Origin of the sequence: Zoogloea dura, from assembly GCF_012927165.1 — a bacterium.
Classification (GTDB): domain Bacteria; phylum Pseudomonadota; class Gammaproteobacteria; order Burkholderiales; family Rhodocyclaceae; genus Zoogloea; species Zoogloea dura.
The window spans coordinates 19,616-40,628 of record NZ_JABBGA010000006.1 but is presented as its reverse complement, the minus strand read 5'-3'; the positions used below and the strand labels follow the sequence as shown (position 1 = coordinate 40,628).

Here is a 21,013-nt window from a genome sequence, read left to right as displayed (position 1 = left end):
CCAATATCACCCCATCGCAGAACCGGGCAAGAAACCCCTCATACCAACCTGTCGTAAATTCTATCCACTATGCGGTCCAGCCGCAGTTTGGCAGCAAGCACCACTTCCCTGTCAACGGGCAGTAGCTTCGGTAGCACGGCCTTGAACTGGTCAACACCAAACACGAACGGAACCCCAAAGTCCCTGCAAATCTTGATGATCTTGTCTGACAGGACATTCTCGTAGCCGACAACGGGCGGCGCCACAGCCACGATCCTCACTGGACAGTCAACCCCAAAGAGGATCGGGTGGAGCCTACCAATGCTCACCAACAACCCGCTACAGGCAATCAGTTGCTTCATCCGACGGGGGTTCGACCATAGCTCGACAACATCAAACTCCTTACGAACTCCAAGTTGGTCGAGAAAACGCACATCCTCCGGACAAAAAGGAGCCATGACAACCTTGTAGCCTTCCCGCTCGACCAAGCGCACAACCTCTCTTACAGTACTGAGGTAATCCTCCCGCAGTGCTCCCTGTGGGTACTCCCTCAATACCAGCACAGCTCGCTGTGGATCCGGATTGATATCCTCAGCCTCATCCACGCACAAACGCAAGGCCCAATCGGCGCCAAGAGCATTTTCGCACCGGAGCAGCGGGATGACACCTTGCTCACGCTTCTCGGACCGATAAGAAAAGAAATCAAATAGATTCAGATAATCCACCACCGCACGTGTTGCGCTTTCATCGCAATCTTCAAAGAGATCAACGCCTGCCAACACCACTGGAATTCCATTGGCCTTCGCAGCGAACACGAGATTCGCGCAAAACCCTACGGGAAGCCCTCCTCCGCCGACGATAAGTCCAGCTACCGTCGATGGAGACTGGAAGAATATCTCGGTAGCGCACTGGTGAAAAATCCTGGACTTATTGTACGGATACCAATCCCAGAAGCCCTTATAGGCTCCGTGACCATCGACTGCGATCGCAATATCAAAATCATCGCAAAACGACTCGTAAACGCACTGCAACAGAGCCTCATCGCCGGCGTTACCGCGCCCGAAAAAACCGGCCAAAACAAGCTTTTTTCGCGGCACTCCTCGCAAACGACGAATAGCCCGAACTATCTCGCTGCGGGACCTGAGTCGATAGGCTGCTTGCTCGAACTTATCCTCCGACCCCAACGGAGCCACCAGAAAAACAGCCTGACTGCAATCGAAAACGTCGTATCGAACGATCTTGAAACCCGCATCGGCGGTCATCCGACACAGATCCGAGATGGAGAAACTGTTAAACCAACCATCCCTATCGTAACGCAGCGCCGCATTCTTCTTCGGGAAGAAATCAACTGCGCAATAAGTGAACAGCAAGGCACGGCGGCTGGCAGCAATATCCTCGAGTATCTTTGAAAAATCACTGACGTACTCAACAACACCCAGCATGGTTACCAAATCCACGCCATCGAGCCGACACTCCGGCAATCCATCGCGGTTGATGTCGATAACGATGGTCCTCTCGTCCCGGGCCACGAGATCAGCAGGAAAGTAATGGCTGCCTGGACAAAAAGCCTCCAATGACATCCGACCACACCCGACATCAAGAATCCTCATCCCCTTCGGGATGAAAGCAGAAACGGCACACGCCCTCCGATCCCAGTCCTCGGAGAACGACCCGATGTCAGACCACCTACCCACGTCAACCTGATACATACAAACCCATGAGCAAAACCATCATTGACATAGCTTCTATTCAAGCCCCATGGGCTTCACAGTACACTTGCAGATTCGTTTCCGCATTAAATCTCTCCGGATAAGGGAGTCGAGCAGTCCCATCCACTGCCAGGACAAGCTTGGCAAGTTGAAGATAATTCCCCTGCTCAAAGAAAGTAACTCTGCCAGAATGGTACTTCTCGAACTGCATGAACGCCTTTGTCCGAGACGCCAAGATAGTACTACCCATCTCATTAGCAATGCTCATTGGGCCGGACGACGCCTGCCCAACCTCTCTATACGGAAGCAAGGCAACATCACTCAGTGCGATTGCAGTCGCGAAATCGGCATCGCTGAGAGCACCTGCAAAATGAACACGCTCGGAAAGATTATTCCTTATTGGCACGTCCTGCAGACCTGCAAGATCCGCGCCACTCAAATTGACGTTCACGCTCCCTCCGTCCTCAAGCAGCGACGTAAACACGTTCCTGTTCGGCGAAATCAGTGAGAGAATTTTCGAAACATATGGGTCAATTGGAACACCAGGCTTTATTGAGTTGGGATGAACACCACCAAAAATAACGAGATGATAGTTACTGGGCAGATGAGACAAAGCCTGAATGGCCACATCAACCCCCTTGTACTCTCCCACGAAACCAAAAACCCCAACAATCTTGACCGTCGGATCAAGTCCTCTCAAGACCGGAAAGAGGTCCCGCTTCGCGCCCTTCAGCACCTCATCCCGTTGTGACTCGGTCAGAAAAGACAGGGGGTGATGAAATACACGATCAAACTTCTGAAATGTCCGATAGACATTCGCATCGCGCCTCGTGTGAACAATCACACTGAGCTCTCGCCTTTTCTGCTCCCGGCGAATCATGCTGTTGATTTGAAGAAAGAGATAGTTGTTCTTCCTGTAGGAAGAAATCTGCCCCAGTGCAGCACCAATCCTCAACCCACCCAGCTTCTTGAAAAACCCGTCAAAATCAAAAGGATCAGACTTCAAGATCGTGTGAAATGTTATCGACACACTCTTGCTGGCCCTGACCAGCATTTCGAGTCGACGAACAATGTCTTTATGCCCGATACCAAGCGTTCCGTGCTCAAGTTGAATGTTAACGCAGTCACACTGCTTCAACCCCTCACAAATCCTCTCGATTTCCACGTCACCCAACTTTCGGGCCAGACGCCCGGGGGTGCGCAAAATGAACTGATTGAGATCAAAGACCTCAACATCGAATGCTTCCTTCAGCACAGGCTCGATGTGTTTGGTATATCCAGCGATACCACAAAGCTCATCATACGTACTGACAATTCCTAACTTTTTCTTCATGAGACCTACCTCAAGCATTATTTTCGTATTCCTCGTAAGCTGACGAGATATCACTACAAATCGTCAGTTTTCCGGCTTTTAGTACAGCAGCATGCGTGCAGTATCTTTCCACCACATCATGATGGTGTGAGACCAGAATGATCGAGCGCTCTGGACGCTTCACAAACAATTCATCGTGGCACTTCTGCTGGAATCTAGAATCTCCGACGGAAATAACCTCATCTATCAGAACGCAATCGAAATCCACTGACAAGGTCAACGCAAAAGCAAGCCTCGAGCGCATACCACTCGAATAATGCTTGACAGGCTCCCAAAGAGACTTCCCGAGCTCGGAGAAGTCACTCACAAAATCCCGGCAAGTCTTGAAGTCCATTCCATAAATTCGCGAAACGAACTTTATGTTGTCGATCCCACTCAAGCTTCCCTGAAACCCACCGTCGAAGGCCAGGGGCCACGATACGCTCATTTCCCTTTTGACATGCCCGCTGGTCGGAGCATCAACCCCTGCGATCAGTCGAATCAATGTGGACTTCCCGGAACCATTCTTCCCAAGGATTCCCAGGCGCTCCCCCTTTTGAACGGAAAATGAAACATCATCAATGCAAACATTAAAACCGCTTCGGGTCTTGTATTTTTTTGTGAGATTGACACAGGTAATCATTTCCGAACAACCCGTCTGGACATGACCTTGACCAGCAAAAGACCGAGATAGGTACAAATCCCGCAGAACAAAAAAAGATATTCAACCGAGAATAAAGTTCTAATACTCGGCCCAAAATACCCTCCCCGAAGCATTTCAAGCCCGTGAACCATGGGAATCCACAGCACGACCTTCTGCATCGCGGGCGAGAGCCAATCCACCATGAATAATGCGCCTGACAAGGGAAAGAACAGGTAGGTAGCCACATGCCACACCCTCTCGACCAAATCGGACATTTCGCTCAAAGCGGCAACGACCAGAGCTATGGCGACGGAGACCCACGCCAAGAAGAACCACGCAATCATGACCTGCATGAGGTCGCGAGGTGCAGGCATCATGTCGAGAAAAACAAAGGCGACTGTTAGCACCACAAAAGATAGCGTGGCACTCGCAATCTCCAGAAGGCAACGTGCAACGAGGACATCCAAGACCTTCACCCGCCGATGGTAGAGCAGGTCAAAATTTGGCTGAACACCGTTCACTGCCCTATTGGCACAATTGCGCCAGAGCAGAATTGACGAATATCCTGTCACAGCAAACTCGAGGACACCGATTCGATGTCCGTGCAGCGACGCAAAGAAAGACCACGATATTGCAATTCCACCGGTGAATAGCATCGGTTCAACAATCAACCACAAGAAACCGATATTCTCCCTGCCGTAGCGAGTAATAATCTCCCGCAGAACCAACGCCCATATAACTCTGACATTGAGCAGCAACGCACTAGCACGGGACATGGGCGTCACTCCATGTGCTCACGAACACTTGCCGTTACGAGGGACAGAACCCCCCATGCCAGCAGACCGGCAAAAAATGTGGTCAACACCCCCTTGATTCGCTTGGGAAGCAGAGGAAAATCAGGTGCGTTCGGCTCAACGATCCTCTCGAGGTAGATATGCTTCTTCTGAGACTCCGACTTAGCCGCTTCAAGGGAGGCGAGAGCCACCATCAACTTCTTCTCGGCTATTTCTTTATCAAGGAGAACCTCTTGATAGGCTACCGACTTGGACGCAAGAGAGGTTGATCTGCCACTCCCAGCAACGCGCGCCTTCTCTTCCGTAATATTCTTCTCTAGGTGTGAAATTCTGGACTTCAACGAAGGAATCTGGGGATTATTTGGCGCAGAAATAAGCACTTGCTGCAACTGAAGCTTCGACATGACCAATTCATCCTCCAGCTTTGCTATCTGCTGCAAATTTATGGCGGACTGGCGCTCCGGATCAATTATCGAGGACTGGTTTCGATATGACGCCAGCTTGACAGCGGACTTCTTCACGTCATCCTCGGCCTCACTGACTTCGCCTTTCGCCGTCTTCAGCGCATCCTGGCGGCCGCGCTCGTTCAGCTTGTTTACAAGCCGTTCGCTTGCCTCAAGCAAGACCTGATTGATGGTCCTCGCCCCTTCGGGGGTCGGAGCTACCACCGTCAGTGTGGTGATTGACGTTGCATTATCTGTATCAACACTGGTCTTCTTGAGGTAAAACCTGTAAAGCGTTTCAAAGGAATCATCGAACAAGACTCCGGGAAAGCTGTTGAATACGTCCATCCCATTCCGCTCGTAGACCTTTCTATACGACAGATCAGACTCAAGTAGCGAGAGGGCATCACGGGACAGCATGTACTCCTGCACGACATAGGAGTCATCCAGCGTCTTCGAAAAGCCCGAGCTTCGCAACAATTGTCCAAAAGGTGACGGAGAAGCGCGCTCCGGAGTCCGAACCACGAATTTCGACTCGGAAACGTACTCATCAGAGGCCACTACACCGAAGTACACGACTGATGCCAAAGTCGGAACCAAAGTGGTCAGCAGAAAAATCTTGCTCTTCAACAGGCCTGTCATCAGAAAACTCTTTCTATATCAGGAAGTCCTCTCGCATCCCATATCAGGACCGCGAGAGAAAATCAGCTTGCGTCTCATGCCCACGCACCTCGGAGCTGACACGCCGCAATTGAATACAAACCCGGCTCAACGGGCGGACTCCATCAAGGTATTCATCGTCACTTTTATGTGTTCATCCGAATGCGCCTGACAGATAAAAAACCTCAATCGCGCCGCCTTTTCCTCCACCGCCGGGTGAATGATCGGCTGCACATTGATATTCCGTTCAAACAACAGATTGGACAGCCTCGCTGCCTTCAGCGAACTGCCCAGAATGGCCGGGACGACGGCATAGCCCTGGGAATATCCCGTATCTATCCCGGCCTGCTTCGCCATCGCAAGGAACACCCCTGCGCGCTCCCTCAGGCGTGAGACCCTTTCGGGCTCCTGCAGCATGAGTTTCAGGGCGGCCAGTGATGCGGCGGCCAGGGGGGGTGACATGCCCACGCTGTATACGAACCCGGGGGCCGCATACTTGAGGTGTTCCACCAACGCACGCTCGCCGGCGATGTAGCCGCCGCAGCTGGCCAGGGCCTTGCTGAGGGTACCCATCCAGATATCCACGTCCTTGCCTGCAGCGCCGCAGTGCTCGCGGATGCCGCGACCAGTCGCCCCCAGCACGCCGAGGGAATGCGCCTCATCGACCATCAGGAAGGCCTGGTGACGCCGCTTGATGTCGATCAGGGCTGGCAGATCGGGGATGTCGCCATCCATGCTGTAGAGCCCTTCCACGACGATGAGGACACGCTCGAACTGGCCGCGGACCTCTGCAAGCAGGCTGTCCAGGGCCTGGCTGTCGTTATGGGGAAAGGCCCTGCGGGCGGCGCCGGAGAGACGGATGCCTTCGAGCACGCTGTTGTGGATCAGGCTGTCATGGACGACCAGATCCTTCGGGCCGAAGAGATAGCCGATGGTGCTGACGTTGGTAGCGTGTCCGCTGACGAAAACGACGCAATCCTCAACCTCGTAGAGTTCTGCCAGGGCCAGCTCCAGCTCCCGCTGGACGGGCCGCTCGCCGGCCACCAGGCGGCTGGCCGAGGCAGAGGTGCCGTAACGTTCAATGGCGTCAATGGCGGCCTTGTTCACTGCCGGGTGCCCGGACAGGCCCAGGTAGTTGTAGCTTGAAAAGTTGATGTACTCCCGGCCTCCAATGAGGGTGGTGGCGCCGGCGGATGCATCGTGGGAGCGAAAGAACGGGTTGGTCAGGCCAAGGCGATTGGCGGCGGCCTTGGGGACCAGCATCTTTTCATAGCCAGGGTGGCGATCGAAGCGGGTGAATGCCTCCGGAACGTCGGCCCGGGCGCTTACCCGCAAGGCCGGCAAGCTGTCGTCGCTACCCGCGCCGCCGCCCGCCTTGCGGCCCAGGATGCGGTCGATCAATTGAGTTCTGGCCCGCTGGCCGATTGGAGAACGGCTCATTCGGTCAGCCTCGCGCCCTGGCGGGTCAGCGCTCGCGCCTCGTCCGCAAGCCCCTTTATTTCATCCGGGCTCATGCTTTCTCCGTGCTGTTGGACCAGGCCGGCAACCAGCGCGTCCGCTGTTTCAGGAGTGTCAGCGCCTTCGCCGCCGGTCAGCTTCTCGATGATGCGGGCGGAGACTTTATCGACCGTAGGTGCATCGTTGAGCATCATGACCGGCAACTGAATGCCGAAACGTTGCTCCAGACCGAGTGCCAGCTCCACCGCCATCAATGAATCCATGCCCAGGTCGTGCAGGGAGCGATGGGGTTCGATGCGTTCTGCCCCGACACTGAGGATCTGCGCCACCTCCTGCACCACCAGCCCCCGCACCAGCTCGATAATCTCGCCGGGCGAACGTCCGGCGATGAGGGCACGGATGTCCTGGATGTCACAGACCTGGGCCACCTCGCCCAGGGTCTGGTTGAGGGCCGCGAACCGGCTGCTGCCCGAGGACGGCAGCAGGCGCGAGAGCGCGCTCCAGTCGAAGTTCGCCAGGGTGTGCAGACCCGACGGCCCGGCGAGGATCCCGGCCAGGCCGGCCAGCGCCTCTTCCGCCTCAAGAGGCGGGCGGCCGAGACGCTGGGCGAGGCTGTCCTTCACCGCCTCGTGGCGCGTGAGATAGCCGGCGTCGCCGATCGGCCCCCAGGCGATGCAATGGACGGGCAACCCCATGCTGCAGCGCAAGGCCGCCAGACCTTCAAGGCCTGCGTTGGCAGCGACGTAATTGCCCTGCCCCGGGTTGCCGATGGCAGTGGTCACCGACGAATACAACACGAAATGCGTGATCGGCAGCGTCAACGTGGCCTGATGGAGGTTCCAGGCACCAAGCAGCTTTGGGGCCAGGACGGCCTGGAGCCCGTCCGCATCAAGATTGGCAATCAGCCGGTCATCGAAGCTCGCGGCGGCATGCAACACACCGCTGAGGGGCGGCATGCCCTCACCGGCACGGGCGATTAGCGCGGCCACGGCAGCGCCGTCAGTCACGTCGCAGGCCTCGACCAGGACCTCCACCCCGCGGGCTTCAAACTCCGCAAGCAGCTCGCCAGCCCCCGGTGTATCGGCGCCGCGGCGCCCCACCAGGATCAAGCGGCCAACTCCCAGGTCTGCCAGCTTGCGCGCCGAGGCCAGGCCGAATCCACTCAGGCCGCCTGTCACCAGCCAGCATCCGCCGAGGGCTCCGGACACATCCGGGTGGGCCTCCCGAGCCTGCTCGATGAGCGGCCGGGCCCCTTCCAGGCTCAGGACGATCTTGCCGACGTGCCTGGCCTGCTGCATGACCCGGAAGGCATCCACAACCCGGTCGGTCGTGAAGACGCGATGCGGCAAGGGCGATAGTGCGCCCTCACGGAACAGCTCGATGACTTCCCGGAACAGTCGAGCAGCGAGTTGCGGACGGCCGGTGAGCAGCTGGTCGGCATCGATGCCGAAATAGCTGATGTTGCTCTTGAAGGGCCTCAGGCCAAGCGGGGTGTTTTCGAAAAAGTCCCGCTTGCCCAGTTCGAGGAAGCGCCCAAAAGGCCGGAGCACATCCAGGCTACGCCGCATGGCCTCGCCTGCCAGGGAGTTGAGCACCACGTCCACGCCGTCGCCCCCGGTCGCCGCGAGAACGTCGTCGGCGAACGCCAGGCTACGGGAATCGAATACATGGTGGGCTCCCAGCAGCCTCACGAAGTCACGCTTCTCGGCGCTGCCGGCAGTGGCAAACACCTCGGCGCCGATATGGCGGGCCAGCTGGATCGCGGCAATCCCCACGCCACCGGCGGCACCGTGGATCAACACCCGCTCGCCGGGCTGGAGGTTGGCCAGCTGGCGCAGCGCGTAATACACGGTGAGGAAGACCGTCGGCACCGTGGCGGCAGCCTCGAAGGTCCACTCCTCGGGCATGCGCGCCACCGCGTCCGCCCGGGTGAGCACATGGCTGGCAAAACAGGAGGCACCGAAGCCCATCACCGCATCGCCCGGCTGCAGGTCGCGCACGCCGGCGCCGACCCGGCTGACCACACCGGAGAACTCCAGCCCCAGACTGGCACCGGCAAAGCCGTTCTCCACGGCCTCATCGGGGAGCAGCCCCATGAGGTACATCACATCCCTGAAGTTCAGTCCGGTGGCCCGGGTCTGGACCTCGATCTCGCCCTCGCCAAGGGGGGTCTCAACTCCGGGCAGCCACACGAGATTGCGCAGTTGCCCTGCCACGTGGAAGTCCAGACGGAAGCGTGCCCCCTCGGACGCCACGGTCGAACGCCCGCCAGCCGCGGCATCCAGCACCAAACCATGGCGCGCGCCGGCAGAGAGGATGATCTCGCTGGCACCATCCGGCCTGAGCAACTCGTTCCCTAGCCGCAGGGGCGTGTCCGGCCCGGCCGGATCGCAGGCCAGGTCAACCAGGGTGCAGCCCAGCGCGGGAAATTCGTTCATCACGACACGCCCGAAGCCCCACCGCGCGGCCTGCCAGGGCTTGGGCGCCGAACCGGCCGGCACCCTGGACGCCATGGCGCCACCACGGGTGACACACCACAGACGCGGAGCCTGCGCGGAGCGCCGGCCGAGCGCCTGCACGTCACGCATCAGCTCGGCAAGCCCCTGTCCGGCCTTGTCCGAGGTGTCGTTCCAGCCCCGCAGGCAGACCAGGTTGCCGAGCCCTTCCGGCAGCACGTCTTCCCGCTCCGTCGTCACGACCACCTGCTGGCCCTCCGCCTCCAGCCTGCCACGCAGGCGCTGGGCGAGATCAACGGAGGCCTCGTCGGCCTGGAGCAACCAGCTGGTGGTGCCGGCCTCCGGCACCACCGGATCGGCGGCATCCTCATCAGGCTTTCTGGCGAGGAGCAGGTAAGCCCCCACAGCCAGACCGTCGCCGGCCGTCTCGGTGAGAACCTCGCAGGGATTGAAGCCTGCATCCGCCAGGGCCTGCTGCCAGACAACAGGGGAACGCAGCGATGAATGCGGCAGGCTGTCGAGCGCTTCGCCCTCGGGCTGTTGCCACCACGCAGGGTCGAGCCCCTCCAGGAAGTCCGCACTCCAGTCCGGGTGACGTTCTGCAAGCAGCACGACGCCTCCCCTGGCGAGCCAGGCCCGAACCTGCGCCAGTGCTCCCCGGGGGTCGCTGGCACGGTGCAGGCAATGGCGGACGATGACCACATCGAAGGGCGCAGGCAAAGCCTGCCCGGCAGTCAGCGTCCAGTTGGACGCATCAAGGTGCACCACCGCCACGCCAGGCTGCTCGTGGTACTCGGCATGCTGGCGTGCCCGAACCTCCTCGTCCGGCACCGCCAGCACGTAGTCGAAGGCATCATTGCGACCGGTGGCGGCCACAACTCTGGGCAATTCGCTGGAGCCGGCAGCAAGCTCAAGGACACGCAGCTTCCGCCCGGCTGGCAACTCCCGGGTCAGCTTGCGCAGCAGCGCCTCAGCCGCGAGCCGGGTGCCCAGGTAGGCCGGATCATCATCATGGCGTGCCTCCGCGATGGGGGAATGGCGCAGTTCCCGAACCAAAGCGCCAGCGTCGGCACCTCCTCGCAGCAACTCTGGCAGCCTGGCGCCCACGCGCCCCAGCAAGGCCAGTTGCGGCAGGCAGGCAGGGGCATCCTGCAGCAACACCCGCCACAACTCATCGGCAGGTGGCAGATCAGGCTCGGCAACCACCACGGCACGCCCCCTCTGCTGCTCCACCAGCCCCTCCTGCTCCAGCAGGGCTGCCACCCAGCGCGCATGCGGCGTGGCCAGACGGGCCCGCCAGTCGTCAGGGTGGGCAAGCGCCAGGCCAAGCATGGCCTGATGTGCGAAGGACAAGGTCAGGGCCTCGACCAGCGGCAAGGTCTCCCGGAACCATCCAAGACGCTCCCCGGCCCGTGCCGCCAGCCCGGTCCGCATGCTATCGAGCATCGCGGGCAGGGCCGGCAAGGACGCGCTTGCCGCATCAACCGGGTGCGGCAAGGGCACGACGCGGGTCTCCCAGGCAGACACCGCATGGCGGTCGTGGCGCTTCAGGGGCGCAGCCCGGAAACGACAGCCGGAGGCCCGCGCAAGCAAGCCGCCACGGCTGTCCAGCAATTCGAAATCCGCCACAACGGAGCGGGCGCTGCCACGCTTGAGGCGGGCCCGGAAGGAAGTCACCTGGTCATGCCCGACAACATCCAGCCGCCCAACCTTGACAGGCAGGAAGGCAATCCCCCGCCCTGCGGCAATGGCTTCACCGAAGAAATCCACCAGGGACTGGAAACACAGGTCCATCACCGCCGGATGCAACAGGAAGGACTGCCCGTCCAGCGCATCCGGCAAGGCCACACGGGCTTCGAGCAGGGCCCCGTCCACCCGCGCGTCCTGGAACCCCCGGAAGGCGGGCCCGTAATCAAGACCGAGGCTCTCCGCAAGGCGGTAATGCGTTTCGTGCGCAACGTAGCGGGCGTGCGCTTCCGGCGCTGGTATCACCGGCAAGGCCAGCCGGCCAGTCGCTTCGAGCAGCCGCCCGGCCGCATGGAGCACCCATTCATCCGTCCCCAGACGCTGGCGACTGCGGATCTGGAAGCCCCCATCCCTGGGATTGACGATCAAGTGAACGCTGCGGGCATGCTCGCCGTCGAAGACCATCGGCGCGACGATGTCGAGCTGCTCCACGACGAACGCATCCCCACTGCACCACTCCCGCGCGGCGGCAAGCGCAAGCTCGAGGTAGGCGGCGCCGGGAAAGACGATAGCCCCGCCCACCCGGTGGTCTGCCAGCCAGGGCTCCAGCACGGGATCGACAATGTTCTCCCAGGCCGCCTCGGCTTCAGGCAGAGGCCAGCCCAACAGGGGATGGACCCGCCGACGCATGATCGCCCGCAGCCCCTCGCTCGTTGCCGGATGCCAGTGGCGCTCGCGCTGCCAGGGATAGTTGGGGAGGCGAACCCGTCGCCCGGCCCGGGGAAAGCAGGCCTCGAGATTCTGTCGGCGATTCAGCAGAAGGGCGCGCAGGGCCGTATCGGCTATCCGCTCCGGGGCATCATCATTGCGCCTCAGGGTCGGCAGAGCCCGCCCTACCAGCCCACCCGCCCCCAGGCATTCGGTGATGTAGCGCTGCAGGATGGCATGCGGGCCGATCTCCACGAACACCCGGCAGCCCAGCGCAGCGAGCCTGGCCACACCATCCGCAAAGCGCACCGGCTCACGCACATTGCGCCACCAGTAGTCGGCGCCAAGGGCGGCTGCATCAAGCACGTCGCCCGTGACCGTCGAGACGAAAACGGCCTGCCCGCCCCTCTCGGGCACCAGCCCATCCAGCCGTCCGGCCAGATCGGACGCTATCGGGTCCATGTGCCGGCTGTGGAAGGCATAGTCCAGATCGAGCAGGCGGAAGAACACGCCCCGGGCTTCGATCGGCCCGCGCAGACGCTGCAGCCCTTCCAGGCTGCCGGATATCGTGATGCTGTCCGGACTGTTGATGCCGGCAACCTCGATATCGGCATCGCCTCCCGATTCGGCCAGCACGGCCCGCATGGCCTGAACCGACAGACCAACCGCAGCCATGCGCCCGGCGCCTCGGGTCAGCCCCTGGGCCTGGCTGCGCGCGCAGATGACCCGAATGCCCTGCTCAAGGGACAGTGCGCCGGCAGCCCATGCCGCCGCCACTTCCCCCACGCTGTGGCCACACACGGCCGTCGCCTCGACCCCACGTTCCCGCAGCAGCATGGTCACCGCCACCTGGATCGCAAAAAGCAGGGGCTGAGCCACTACGGTGTCATCGAGCCTTGCCGCGTCTCCGTCTGCCTGCAACTCGAGCAGCAGGGAAAACCCGGCCGGCACGCGCATCTGCTCATCGAGCCCGGCCAGGATCTCGGCAAAGCGGGCTGACCCGGCCAGCATGGCACGGCCCATGCCGACCCACTGGGCCCCGTTGCCCGAATAAACAAAGGCCACATCGCCCGCCTGAGGCAGGGCATCCTCGACGACCAGACCCCGGGGCATTTCGCCCGCAGCATAACGGGACAGGGATTCCCGAGCCTCCTCCGGCGTTGCCGCCGACAGCGCCAGAAGGCTGTCAAGGCGGTCCCGTCGATAAGCGGCGGCATGCGCAAGGTCGTAAAACGCTTCCGGCGATGCCCCATCAAGCAGCGCGGCGTAATGCCCCGCAAGGGCTTTCAGGGCGGCATGCCCACGCGCAGAAATGAACAAGGGCGGCAAACCCGCAACAGGCTCGGCCTGCCCGACAGAATAGACAGGGGTATATTCCTGCAGCAATACGTGGGAATTGGCCCCACCGAACCCGAATGAATTGACACCCGCCACCAGGGCCCGGCCATTCTGCTTTTCGAGTGCCCGGTATTCGGTGACCAATTCGAGATTGAGCCCCGCGAAATCAATATGCGAATTCGGCTTATCGAGATGAAGGGCGGGAGGCAATGCCCGGTTCTTGAGTGCCAGGACAGCCTTTATCAAACCAGCCATGCCCGACGCCGGCTCCAGGTGGCCGAGATTGGCCTTGACCGAGCCTATCGGCAAGGGCCGCGAACGAGCGCGACCATATACCTGCCCAATAGCCGCGGCCTCGACAGGATCACCAACTGCGGTGCCCGTGCCATGCGCCTCGACAAAGTCCACCTCATCCGCAGCGAGGCCACTGCGGGCCAGTACCTCCCGCATCAATTCGGCCTGGCCGGCACTGCTGGGAATGGTGATGCCTGTCTTGCGCGCCCCGTCGGCATTGACACCGCTCGCCAGGATCACCGCATGGATCTCGTCTCCGTCGGCCAGCGCCTTCTCAAGCGGCTTGAGAATCAGCACCGCGCCCCCCTCCGAGCGCACATAGCCATCCCCCGACGCGTCAAAGGGCTTGCAGCGCCCTCCCGCCGACAGCATGGACGCCTTGGTGAAGCCCACAAAGGGATAGGGGTGCAGCAACAGGTTGACTCCGCCCACCAGGGCGGTCGAGGCCTCTCCCGAACGCAGGCTGTTGCATGCGTGATGCAGCGCCACAAGCGAGGAGGAGCAGGCCGTGTCTACAACCAGGGACGGCCCATGCAGATCAAACACATAGGACAGCCGGTTCGCCGCCACGCTCAGGGTATTGCCCGTCATCGAATAAGCGGACAGGCTGGCCAGGTCGTCCAGCCCGCGGGTTCCGTAATCCAGGCTGGACATGCCGACGTACACGGCACAATCGGAGCCGGCGAGGGCGGATGCCGGGATACCCGCATTTTCCGTCGCTTCCCAGGCCAGCTCCAGCAAGAGCCTTTGCTGAGGGTCGAGCCAGGCAGCCTCGCGCGGTGAAATGCCGAAGAAGGACGCGTCAAATTCATCGATGCGGGACAACACACCGGCCGAAAACGTGACACTCCGCCCTGCCTCGCCACGCCGCGGATGGCACAATTCGCCAACGGCCCAGCGATCGGAAGGAATTGTACCGATGAGATCCTGGCGGTCCCGCAAGGCCTGCCAGAGCCCTGCCTCGTTGAATAGATCGCCGGGAAAACGGAAAGCCAGACCGACAATGGCCACGTCCGAACAACCGGACAAGCCACCGGCAGCCGCCCCCCCTCCGACCCGAGACGCCCCTGATTGACTCATTGCACCGCCGATTCAAGAATTACACTCATTACCACTACCGCAACAGAAGCACTCACCCGAAACCCACCGCAACTCATCAGCACGCTCTCTGTCGAAATCAGCAATTTTGATGCAACCAAACCCCCAAAAAAGCCGAATGAATGCAAAGCTTGCACCAAGCTTACATTTTACCGGTTTTTACAACCTGCATGGTGTGAAGAACTACCATGCCCCCTCCTGGCAGCACCCCGGATCATTCCATATGATTTTTTCTGTCATCAGCAAGAAAGCACCACGGCATTAGAAATATTTAACACACGGCAGGCGGGCATGGCAAGACTCCGTAAAGCCCAAGAGCTGCCCAATCGCTGATGTCACCACACAGCGAACCTGGGCAACGCCCTGACATTAATGCCAAATGAATTTTTCTTGAAGGCAATGCTAAAAGCTCCAATGTTCATCCATTTTCCCCACGTTTCGTGACGCCCCCAAAACGGGATTAAGCACAAGGCAACCACGCAATCGATATTGGATTAAAGCCCTGCAATCACAGGTCTTGCCCCCTGACGACCGCCCTGCCTGGGCACGAAGCGGAGCATGTTGCCACAAACGGATAACAGACCCTCCCAAGGACCCGATTATGCCAAAAGAAAGATTTGCCCTGATCATCGGAGCCGGCGTTGCCGGCACCTCCGTTGCCGAGCGCCTCGCCGCCCGCGGCTGGCGGATCAGCATCATCGACGAGGCGGACCGCCCAGGCCAGGGCGCGTCGGGCAATCGCGCCGGCGTGTTCCGGCCCCTGCCCAGCCTGGACGACAACCGCCTGGCGCGCATCACGCGGGCCGGCTTTCTGCATGGGCTGCGCCACCTCGCACAGCTCGCCGAGCGCGGCCACCCGGTACGCTGGGAGGCCACCGGGGTGCTGCATCTCGCGCGGGATGCAAAGCAGGAAACCAAGATGCGCGCCGTGGTGGACGCCCATCGCCCTCCCGCCAACTATCTCCGCTTCGTCGACCGGGAAGAAGCCGGCAAGCTGGCCGACTGGCCGGTGGAGCTGGGTGGCTGGTGGTTCCCCGGCGGCGGCTGGATCCAGCCGCCCAGCCTGTGCGCCAGCAACCTGGCGGCCGGCGGCAAGCAAATCAGCACACACTTCAGACAGCATCTGGCACGCCTCGAACGCGTCGCCGGAGACTGGATCGCCCTCGCCGCGGACGGCACCGAAATCGCCCGTGCGCCCGTGGCCATCCTGGCCAACGGAGTGGGCATCCGCGCCCTGCCCCAGGCCGCGCCGCTGCCGGTCAGGCCGGCACGGGGCCAGGTCTCGCATCTGCCTGCCACCTCAGGCAGCGCCCCCCGCATCGTGGTGTGCCGGCTGGGCTACGTCAGCCCGGAGGTGGATGGGATCCGCTGCGCCGGCGCCACCTTCATTGCCGACGACGACGGCAGCGAACTGCGAGAAGAAGAGCATCGGGAGAACCTCACCAAGCTAGATTTCATCCTGCCCGGCTACGCGGCGGCCTTCGACCCCGCCACGCTCGGCGGGCGGGTCGGCTTCCGCCCCGCCTCCCCCGACCGCCTGCCGATGGTCGGCGCCGTTCCCGCAGTGGACCGTGCCGAGCGGACCACGCCGCTTGCCGACATCCCGCGGCACCCCGGCCTGTATGCCGTATCCGGCTTCGGCGCCCGGGGGCTGGTGTGGGCCAGCCTGATGGGAGAACTGCTGGCCTGCCAGCTCAACGACGCCCCCCTGCCACTGGAGCAGGACCTGGTGGATGCCGTCGACCCGGCCCGCTACCTGCTCAAACCCCCGCGCCCCGACCGGGGCGGGGACGAGTGAGACGCGGTGGCGACACGGCGGTTTGTAAGCATATTTTGTGTGAAAGGCCTTTGTGTAAAAGGCCTTTGCAGCAGTCCCCCTGTGGCGACGGCCGGCGTTACTCTCTCCACCTCAACAGGAGAAAACCATGAGCACTACCCCTGCCCGCCCCGGCCTGCACCCCATGCTGTGGGTCGCCGCCGCATCTGTCACCGCCGTCAGCCTGGCAGGTGTCGCCAAGATCGCCGGAGTACTGCCCGATTTCGGTTCAAACCAGCCCGCCACCGAAGCCATCGCGACGACCCCCGGCGTCCCGGCGATTCCCGCCGATCCCGTGCCACCGCCCGCCCTGGCTGCCGCCGAGCCGCCGGCCAGTGCGGTGGCAGCGCCCGCCGAACCCACCGCGACACGCCCGGCCAAAGCCGAACACCGCGAGAGCGCCCCCAAGGCAGCGTCCAAGCCCCACGCCAGATCCACACCTGCCAACCCGCCCAGCCAGCCGGCCGCAGCGGCCATCCCCAACGACGCCGTCCCCGCCCCGCCGCCGCCGGGCAGCCCGGACGCCCGCCGCGTCACCGAAGCCCCGCCCCCGATCTGCCGCGACTGCGGCGTGATCGAGCACGTGGAGGCGGTCCAGCAAAAGGGTGAAGGCACCGGCATCGGTGCAGTGGGCGGCGCCATTCTCGGCGGCGTGCTCGGCCACCAGGTGGGCGAAGGTTCCGGCAAGCAGCTGGCACGCATCGGTGGTGCGGTGCTGGGAGGTTTTGCCGGCAACGAAGCGGAGCGCCGCGTCCGCACGGTCAGCCACTATCGCGTCACCGTACGCATGGAAGATGGCACCCGCCGCGTGATCGAGCAACAGAGCGAGCCCGCCTGGCGCAACGGTGATGCGGTACGGATCCGTAACGGAGAGATCGTGGCCGGCGGCGGATCCCGCCCGGCCCAGGGCAGCCGGGACTTCTGACCCTCAGGCCCGCTACCGGCGCGCAGGGGCGGCCGAAACCGCCCCTGCGCCGCTTTTACAGAACCCGGTCGATGCGGGCCAGCACCAGGTCGCGCCCCATGGTTTCCAGCACCGCGTCGATGGACGGGGTCTGGGGCTGGCCAAGGATGGCGACCCGCAGGGGGATGGCCACCTGGGGCATCTTCAGGCCATGGGCGGTGCAGGTCTCCTTGATCGCAGCGCTGAGCAGGGCCTTCTCCCAGGCGGCCTCGGCCAGCTTGCCACGCAGGGTGGCGAGGGCCGGCCGGACCACCTCGGTGACGTGCTGGGCGATCAGTTCGTCGGCCGGATGCAGGTCGATGTAGAAGGCCTCGGCCGCATCGGCCAGTTCGTTGAGCGTGCTCACCCGGTCCTTGTAAAGGGCAATGATGGCCTCCAGCGCCGGGCCGCTCTCCGGGTCCACACCACGACGGGCCAGCCGGCGGCTGACATCGGCCGCCAGGCGGGCATTGTCGGTCTGCTTGATGTAGTGGGCGTTGAGCCAGTTGAGCTTCTCGGTGTTGAACTGGGCGGCCGACGGGGTGATGTGGTCCAGGTCGAACCACTCCACCAGCTGCTCGCGGGAGAAGATCTCGTCATCGCCGTGGCTCCAGCCCAGGCGCGCCAGGTAGTTGATGACCGCTTCCGGCAGGTAGCCGTCGTCGTCGTATTGGGTCACGCTCACCGCGCCGTGGCGCTTGGACAGCTTCTGGCCGTCATCGCCGAGGATCATCGACAGGTGGGCATACTGCGGCACGACTGCGCCCAGGGCCTTCAGGATGTTGATCTGGCGCGGGGTGTTGTTGACGTGGTCGTCGCCGCGGATCACCTGGGTGATGCCCATGTCCCAGTCGTCCACCACCACGCAGAAGTTGTAGGTAGGTGTGCCGTCGGCGCGGGCGATGATCAGGTCGTCCATCTCGGCATTGGCGATCTCGATGCGGCCCTTGACCAGATCGTCCCAGGCCACCACGCCTTCGGTGGGGTTCCTGAAGCGGATCACCGGCTGCACCCCGGCGGGGGGCTCGGGCAGCAGCTTGCCGGCCTCGGGGCGCCAGCGCCCGTCGTAGCGGGGCTTCTCGCCACGGGCCCGCTGGGCCTCGCGCAGGGCGTCGAGCTCTTCCGGCGGCATGTAGCAGGGGTAGGCGGTGCCGGCGGCCAGCATCTCCTGGATGACCACCTTGTAGCGGTCCATGCGCTGCATCTGGTAGAACGGCCCCTCGTCCCAGCCCAGGTCGAGCCAGTTCATGCCGTCCAGGATGGCCTGCACCGCCTCGGGGGTGGAGCGGGCCACATCAGTGTCCTCGATGCGCAGGATGAACTGCCCCCCATGGCGACGGGCATAGGCCCACGAGAACAGCGCCGTGCGCGCGCCCCCGATGTGCAGGTAGCCGGTGGGGCTGGGGGCGAAGCGGGTGCGGACGGTAGAGGCCATGACGGGAATCCGGAGAAGCTGAAAACCCGCCATTTTACGCAAAGCGGCGGCCCATCAACACAAAGCCCGGCCAAAGCCGGGCTGTGCGGGGCGAAACGGCGCCGGGAGGCGCGTCAGCGCGGCGTCAGGACAGGCTCAGATCGCAGACTCATTGGTCTCGCCGGTGCGGATGCGCACCACCTGCTCGACGGACATCACGAAGATCTTGCCGTCGCCGATCTTGCCGGTACGCGCAGCCTTGACGATGGCTTCCACGGCCTGCTCGACCACATCGGAGGTCACCACCACCTCGATCTTGATCTTGGGCAGGAAGTCCACGACGTATTCGGCGCCACGATAGAGCTCGGTATGCCCCTTCTGGCGGCCGAACCCCTTCACCTCGGTCACGGTCAGGCCGGTGATGCCCACTTCGGACAAGGCCTCGCGAACTTCGTCGAGCTTGAAGGGCTTGATCACGGCTTCGATTTTCTTCATCTGCAGTCTCCTTGAAACGGTCCGGCATTCTAGCCGGATAAATCCCGCCCGGCATGCCGGGGTGTTGGGGTGGGCGCGGCGGGCTCAGGCGTCGCGGTAGCGGGAGGTGATGGGATAGCGCCAGTCCTTGCCGAAACCCCGCTGGGTGACCCGCACGCCGGGGGGCGCCTGGCGGCGCTTGTACTCGTTGCGCCGGAGCATGCCCACGGTACGCTTCACATCGGCCTCCGGATAGCCCCGGGCGATGATCTCGTCCGGCGACAGGTCTTCTTCCATGTAGGCGGCGATGATGGCGTCGAGCACCTCGTAGGGTGGCAGGGAGTCCTGGTCGCACTGGTCGGGTTTGAGCTCAGCCGAGGGCGGCCGGGTCAGGATGTTGTCGGGGATCACCGGGCCGCCAGGCTGGGCGTTGCGCCAGGCACACAGGCGATACACGAAGGTCTTGTAGATGTCCTTGATGACCGCGAAACCGCCGGCCATATCGCCGTAGAGGGTGGCGTAGCCGGTGGCCATCTCGCTCTTGTTGCCGGTGGTCAACACGATGGCGCCGGTCTTGTTGGAGAGGGCCATCAGCAGCATGCCGCGGATGCGCGACTGCAGGTTCTCCTCGGTGGCATCCTCCGGCAGGCCGGCAAAATGGGGCGCCAGCAGCTCGGCGAAAGTGCGCATGGCCGGCTCGATGGCGATCTCGTCGTAGCGCACGCCGATGCGGCGGATCATCTCGCGGGAATCATCCAGGCTCATCTGGGCGGTGTAGGGCGAGGGCATCATCACCGCGCGCACCCGCTCGGCGCCCAGGGCATCCACCGCGATGGCCAGCGTGAGGGCCGAATCCACCCCGCCGGACAGGCCGATGAGGGCGCCGGGAAAGCCGTTCTTGCCCAGGTAGTCGCGCACCCCCAGCACCAGGGCTTCGTAGACGTCCGCCTCAACCGGGCGGGATTCGGGCAGCTGGCGGTCCTGCCAGGCACCCTCGGCAAAGCGCAGCATGGCCAGTTCTTCGGCAAACACGCTGCCCTGCCAGGCCAGGCCGCCATCCGGGTCGAGGGCAAAGGAGCCGCCGTCAAAGACCAGCTCGTCCTGCCCGCCCACCAGGTTGCAGTAGGCCACCGGCAGGCCGGTGTCGGCCACGCGCTCGCGCAGCACCTCGTAGCGGCGCTGCTGCTTGTTCATGTGGAAGGGTGAGGCATTGAGCACCAGCAGCAGCTCGGCCCCTGCCTCGCGGGCCACTTCGGCGGCACCGGACTCCCACACGTCGGCGCAGATGTTCACGCCGACCCGCACGCCCTTCAGCTCGAACACGCAGGCGCCTGTGCCGGCCTCGAAATAGCGCTCTTCGTCGAAGACTTCGTAGTTGGGCAGGCGATGCTTGAAATAGGTGTCCACCACGCGGCCATCACGGATCACCGCGGCCGCGTTGTAGCGCACGCCTTCCACTTCGGCCGGGTAACCCACCAGCGCGGTGATGCCCTGCACCTCGACGGCGAGGGCGGCGAGCTCGGTGGCACAGGCCTCGATGAAGGCCGGGCGCAGCAACAGGTCTTCTGCCGGGTAGCCGCACAGGGCCAGCTCGGGAGTCAGCACCACATCGGCGCCCGCGGCCTTGGCCCGGGTCACCGCATCCAGGATCCGGCGTGCATTGCCGGAGATGTCGCCCACGACACAGTTGAGCTGGGCGACAGCGACGGTAAGAGGGGTTTTCATGGGGCGACACTATACCGCGAAGGG

Annotated in this window: 12 protein-coding genes; 2 read left to right on the top strand and 10 right to left on the bottom strand. The window is 62.5% G+C overall.

Annotated features, from left to right (window positions below; all coding sequences use genetic code 11):
- Positions 1 to 38: 38 nt before the first annotated feature.
- The 7 genes from HHL15_RS09365 to HHL15_RS09335 form a co-directional block, all read right to left on the bottom strand.
- On the bottom strand, positions 39 to 1,688 hold the full coding sequence (locus tag HHL15_RS09365; protein WP_328825013.1) for a methyltransferase domain-containing protein: 1,650 nt from the start codon (positions 1,686 to 1,688) through the stop codon (positions 39 to 41).
- A 40-nt stretch (positions 1,689 to 1,728) separates the two neighbouring features.
- Positions 1,729 to 3,021, bottom strand: a complete 1,293-nt coding sequence (locus tag HHL15_RS09360) for a glycosyltransferase family protein (RefSeq protein WP_169145501.1) — start codon at positions 3,019 to 3,021, stop codon at positions 1,729 to 1,731.
- Between the two features lie 10 nt (positions 3,022 to 3,031).
- Complete coding sequence (locus tag HHL15_RS09355) at positions 3,032 to 3,682, bottom strand: ABC transporter ATP-binding protein (RefSeq protein WP_169145500.1); 651 nt, start codon at positions 3,680 to 3,682, stop codon at positions 3,032 to 3,034.
- Positions 3,679 to 4,458 carry an ABC transporter permease gene (locus tag HHL15_RS09350; protein WP_169145499.1) on the bottom strand — a complete coding sequence of 260 codons (780 nt, stop codon included), beginning with the start codon at positions 4,456 to 4,458 and terminating at the stop codon, positions 3,679 to 3,681. The genes HHL15_RS09355 and HHL15_RS09350 overlap by 4 nt, the downstream gene beginning before the upstream one ends.
- 5 nt (positions 4,459 to 4,463) lie before the next feature.
- Positions 4,464 to 5,561, bottom strand: coding sequence for a hypothetical protein (locus HHL15_RS09345; RefSeq protein WP_169145498.1), 1,098 nt, complete (start codon positions 5,559 to 5,561; stop codon positions 4,464 to 4,466).
- A 126-nt stretch (positions 5,562 to 5,687) separates the two neighbouring features.
- A complete protein-coding gene (locus tag HHL15_RS09340) occupies positions 5,688 to 7,019 on the bottom strand; it encodes an aminotransferase class I/II-fold pyridoxal phosphate-dependent enzyme (protein WP_169145497.1) in 1,332 nt (443 codons plus the stop codon).
- A complete protein-coding gene (locus tag HHL15_RS09335; protein ID WP_328825012.1) occupies positions 7,016 to 14,530 on the bottom strand; it encodes an SDR family NAD(P)-dependent oxidoreductase in 7,515 nt (2,504 codons plus the stop codon). The genes HHL15_RS09340 and HHL15_RS09335 overlap by 4 nt, the downstream gene beginning before the upstream one ends.
- A 688-nt stretch (positions 14,531 to 15,218) precedes the next feature.
- Here HHL15_RS09335 and mnmC point away from each other — a divergent pair.
- The gene (gene mnmC / locus HHL15_RS09330; RefSeq protein ID WP_169145495.1) at positions 15,219 to 16,415 is read left to right on the top strand and encodes an FAD-dependent 5-carboxymethylaminomethyl-2-thiouridine(34) oxidoreductase MnmC; all 1,197 of its coding nucleotides are present in this window, start codon (positions 15,219 to 15,221) and stop codon (positions 16,413 to 16,415) included.
- A 127-nt stretch (positions 16,416 to 16,542) separates the two neighbouring features.
- Positions 16,543 to 17,358 (top strand): outer membrane lipoprotein, encoded by an 816-nt coding sequence (locus tag HHL15_RS09325; RefSeq protein ID WP_169145494.1) that lies wholly within the window; start codon positions 16,543 to 16,545, stop codon positions 17,356 to 17,358.
- A gap of 55 nt (positions 17,359 to 17,413) precedes the next feature.
- On the opposite strand, the gene gltX is transcribed toward HHL15_RS09325, so the two are convergent.
- From gltX to HHL15_RS09310, 3 genes are all read right to left on the bottom strand, one after another.
- Positions 17,414 to 18,811 (bottom strand): glutamate--tRNA ligase, encoded by a 1,398-nt coding sequence (gltX, locus tag HHL15_RS09320; RefSeq protein WP_169145493.1) that lies wholly within the window; start codon positions 18,809 to 18,811, stop codon positions 17,414 to 17,416.
- Between the two features lie 135 nt (positions 18,812 to 18,946).
- Positions 18,947 to 19,285, bottom strand: a complete 339-nt coding sequence (locus tag HHL15_RS09315; RefSeq protein WP_169145492.1) for a P-II family nitrogen regulator — start codon at positions 19,283 to 19,285, stop codon at positions 18,947 to 18,949.
- 84 nt (positions 19,286 to 19,369) lie between these two features.
- On the bottom strand, positions 19,370 to 20,989 hold the full coding sequence (locus HHL15_RS09310) for an NAD+ synthase (RefSeq protein WP_169145491.1): 1,620 nt from the start codon (positions 20,987 to 20,989) through the stop codon (positions 19,370 to 19,372).
- Positions 20,990 to 21,013 lie beyond the last annotated feature (24 nt).

Coding starts and splice junctions, on each gene's coding strand:
- HHL15_RS09345 (WP_169145498.1), bottom strand. CDS start 5,561: ATGACAGGCCTGTTGAAGAGCAAGATTTTTCTGCTGACCACTTTGGTT.
- gltX (WP_169145493.1), bottom strand. CDS start 18,811: ATGGCCTCTACCGTCCGCACCCGCTTCGCCCCCAGCCCCACCGGCTAC.
- HHL15_RS09315 (WP_169145492.1), bottom strand. CDS start 19,285: ATGAAGAAAATCGAAGCCGTGATCAAGCCCTTCAAGCTCGACGAAGTT.
- HHL15_RS09350 (WP_169145499.1), bottom strand. CDS start 4,458: ATGTCCCGTGCTAGTGCGTTGCTGCTCAATGTCAGAGTTATATGGGCG.
- mnmC (WP_169145495.1), top strand. CDS start 15,219: ATGCCAAAAGAAAGATTTGCCCTGATCATCGGAGCCGGCGTTGCCGGC.
- HHL15_RS09360 (WP_169145501.1), bottom strand. CDS start 3,021: ATGAAGAAAAAGTTAGGAATTGTCAGTACGTATGATGAGCTTTGTGGT.
- HHL15_RS09355 (WP_169145500.1), bottom strand. CDS start 3,682: ATGATTACCTGTGTCAATCTCACAAAAAAATACAAGACCCGAAGCGGT.
- HHL15_RS09325 (WP_169145494.1), top strand. CDS start 16,543: ATGAGCACTACCCCTGCCCGCCCCGGCCTGCACCCCATGCTGTGGGTC.
- HHL15_RS09365 (WP_328825013.1), bottom strand. CDS start 1,688: ATGTATCAGGTTGACGTGGGTAGGTGGTCTGACATCGGGTCGTTCTCC.
- HHL15_RS09310 (WP_169145491.1), bottom strand. CDS start 20,989: ATGAAAACCCCTCTTACCGTCGCTGTCGCCCAGCTCAACTGTGTCGTG.
- HHL15_RS09340 (WP_169145497.1), bottom strand. CDS start 7,019: ATGAGCCGTTCTCCAATCGGCCAGCGGGCCAGAACTCAATTGATCGAC.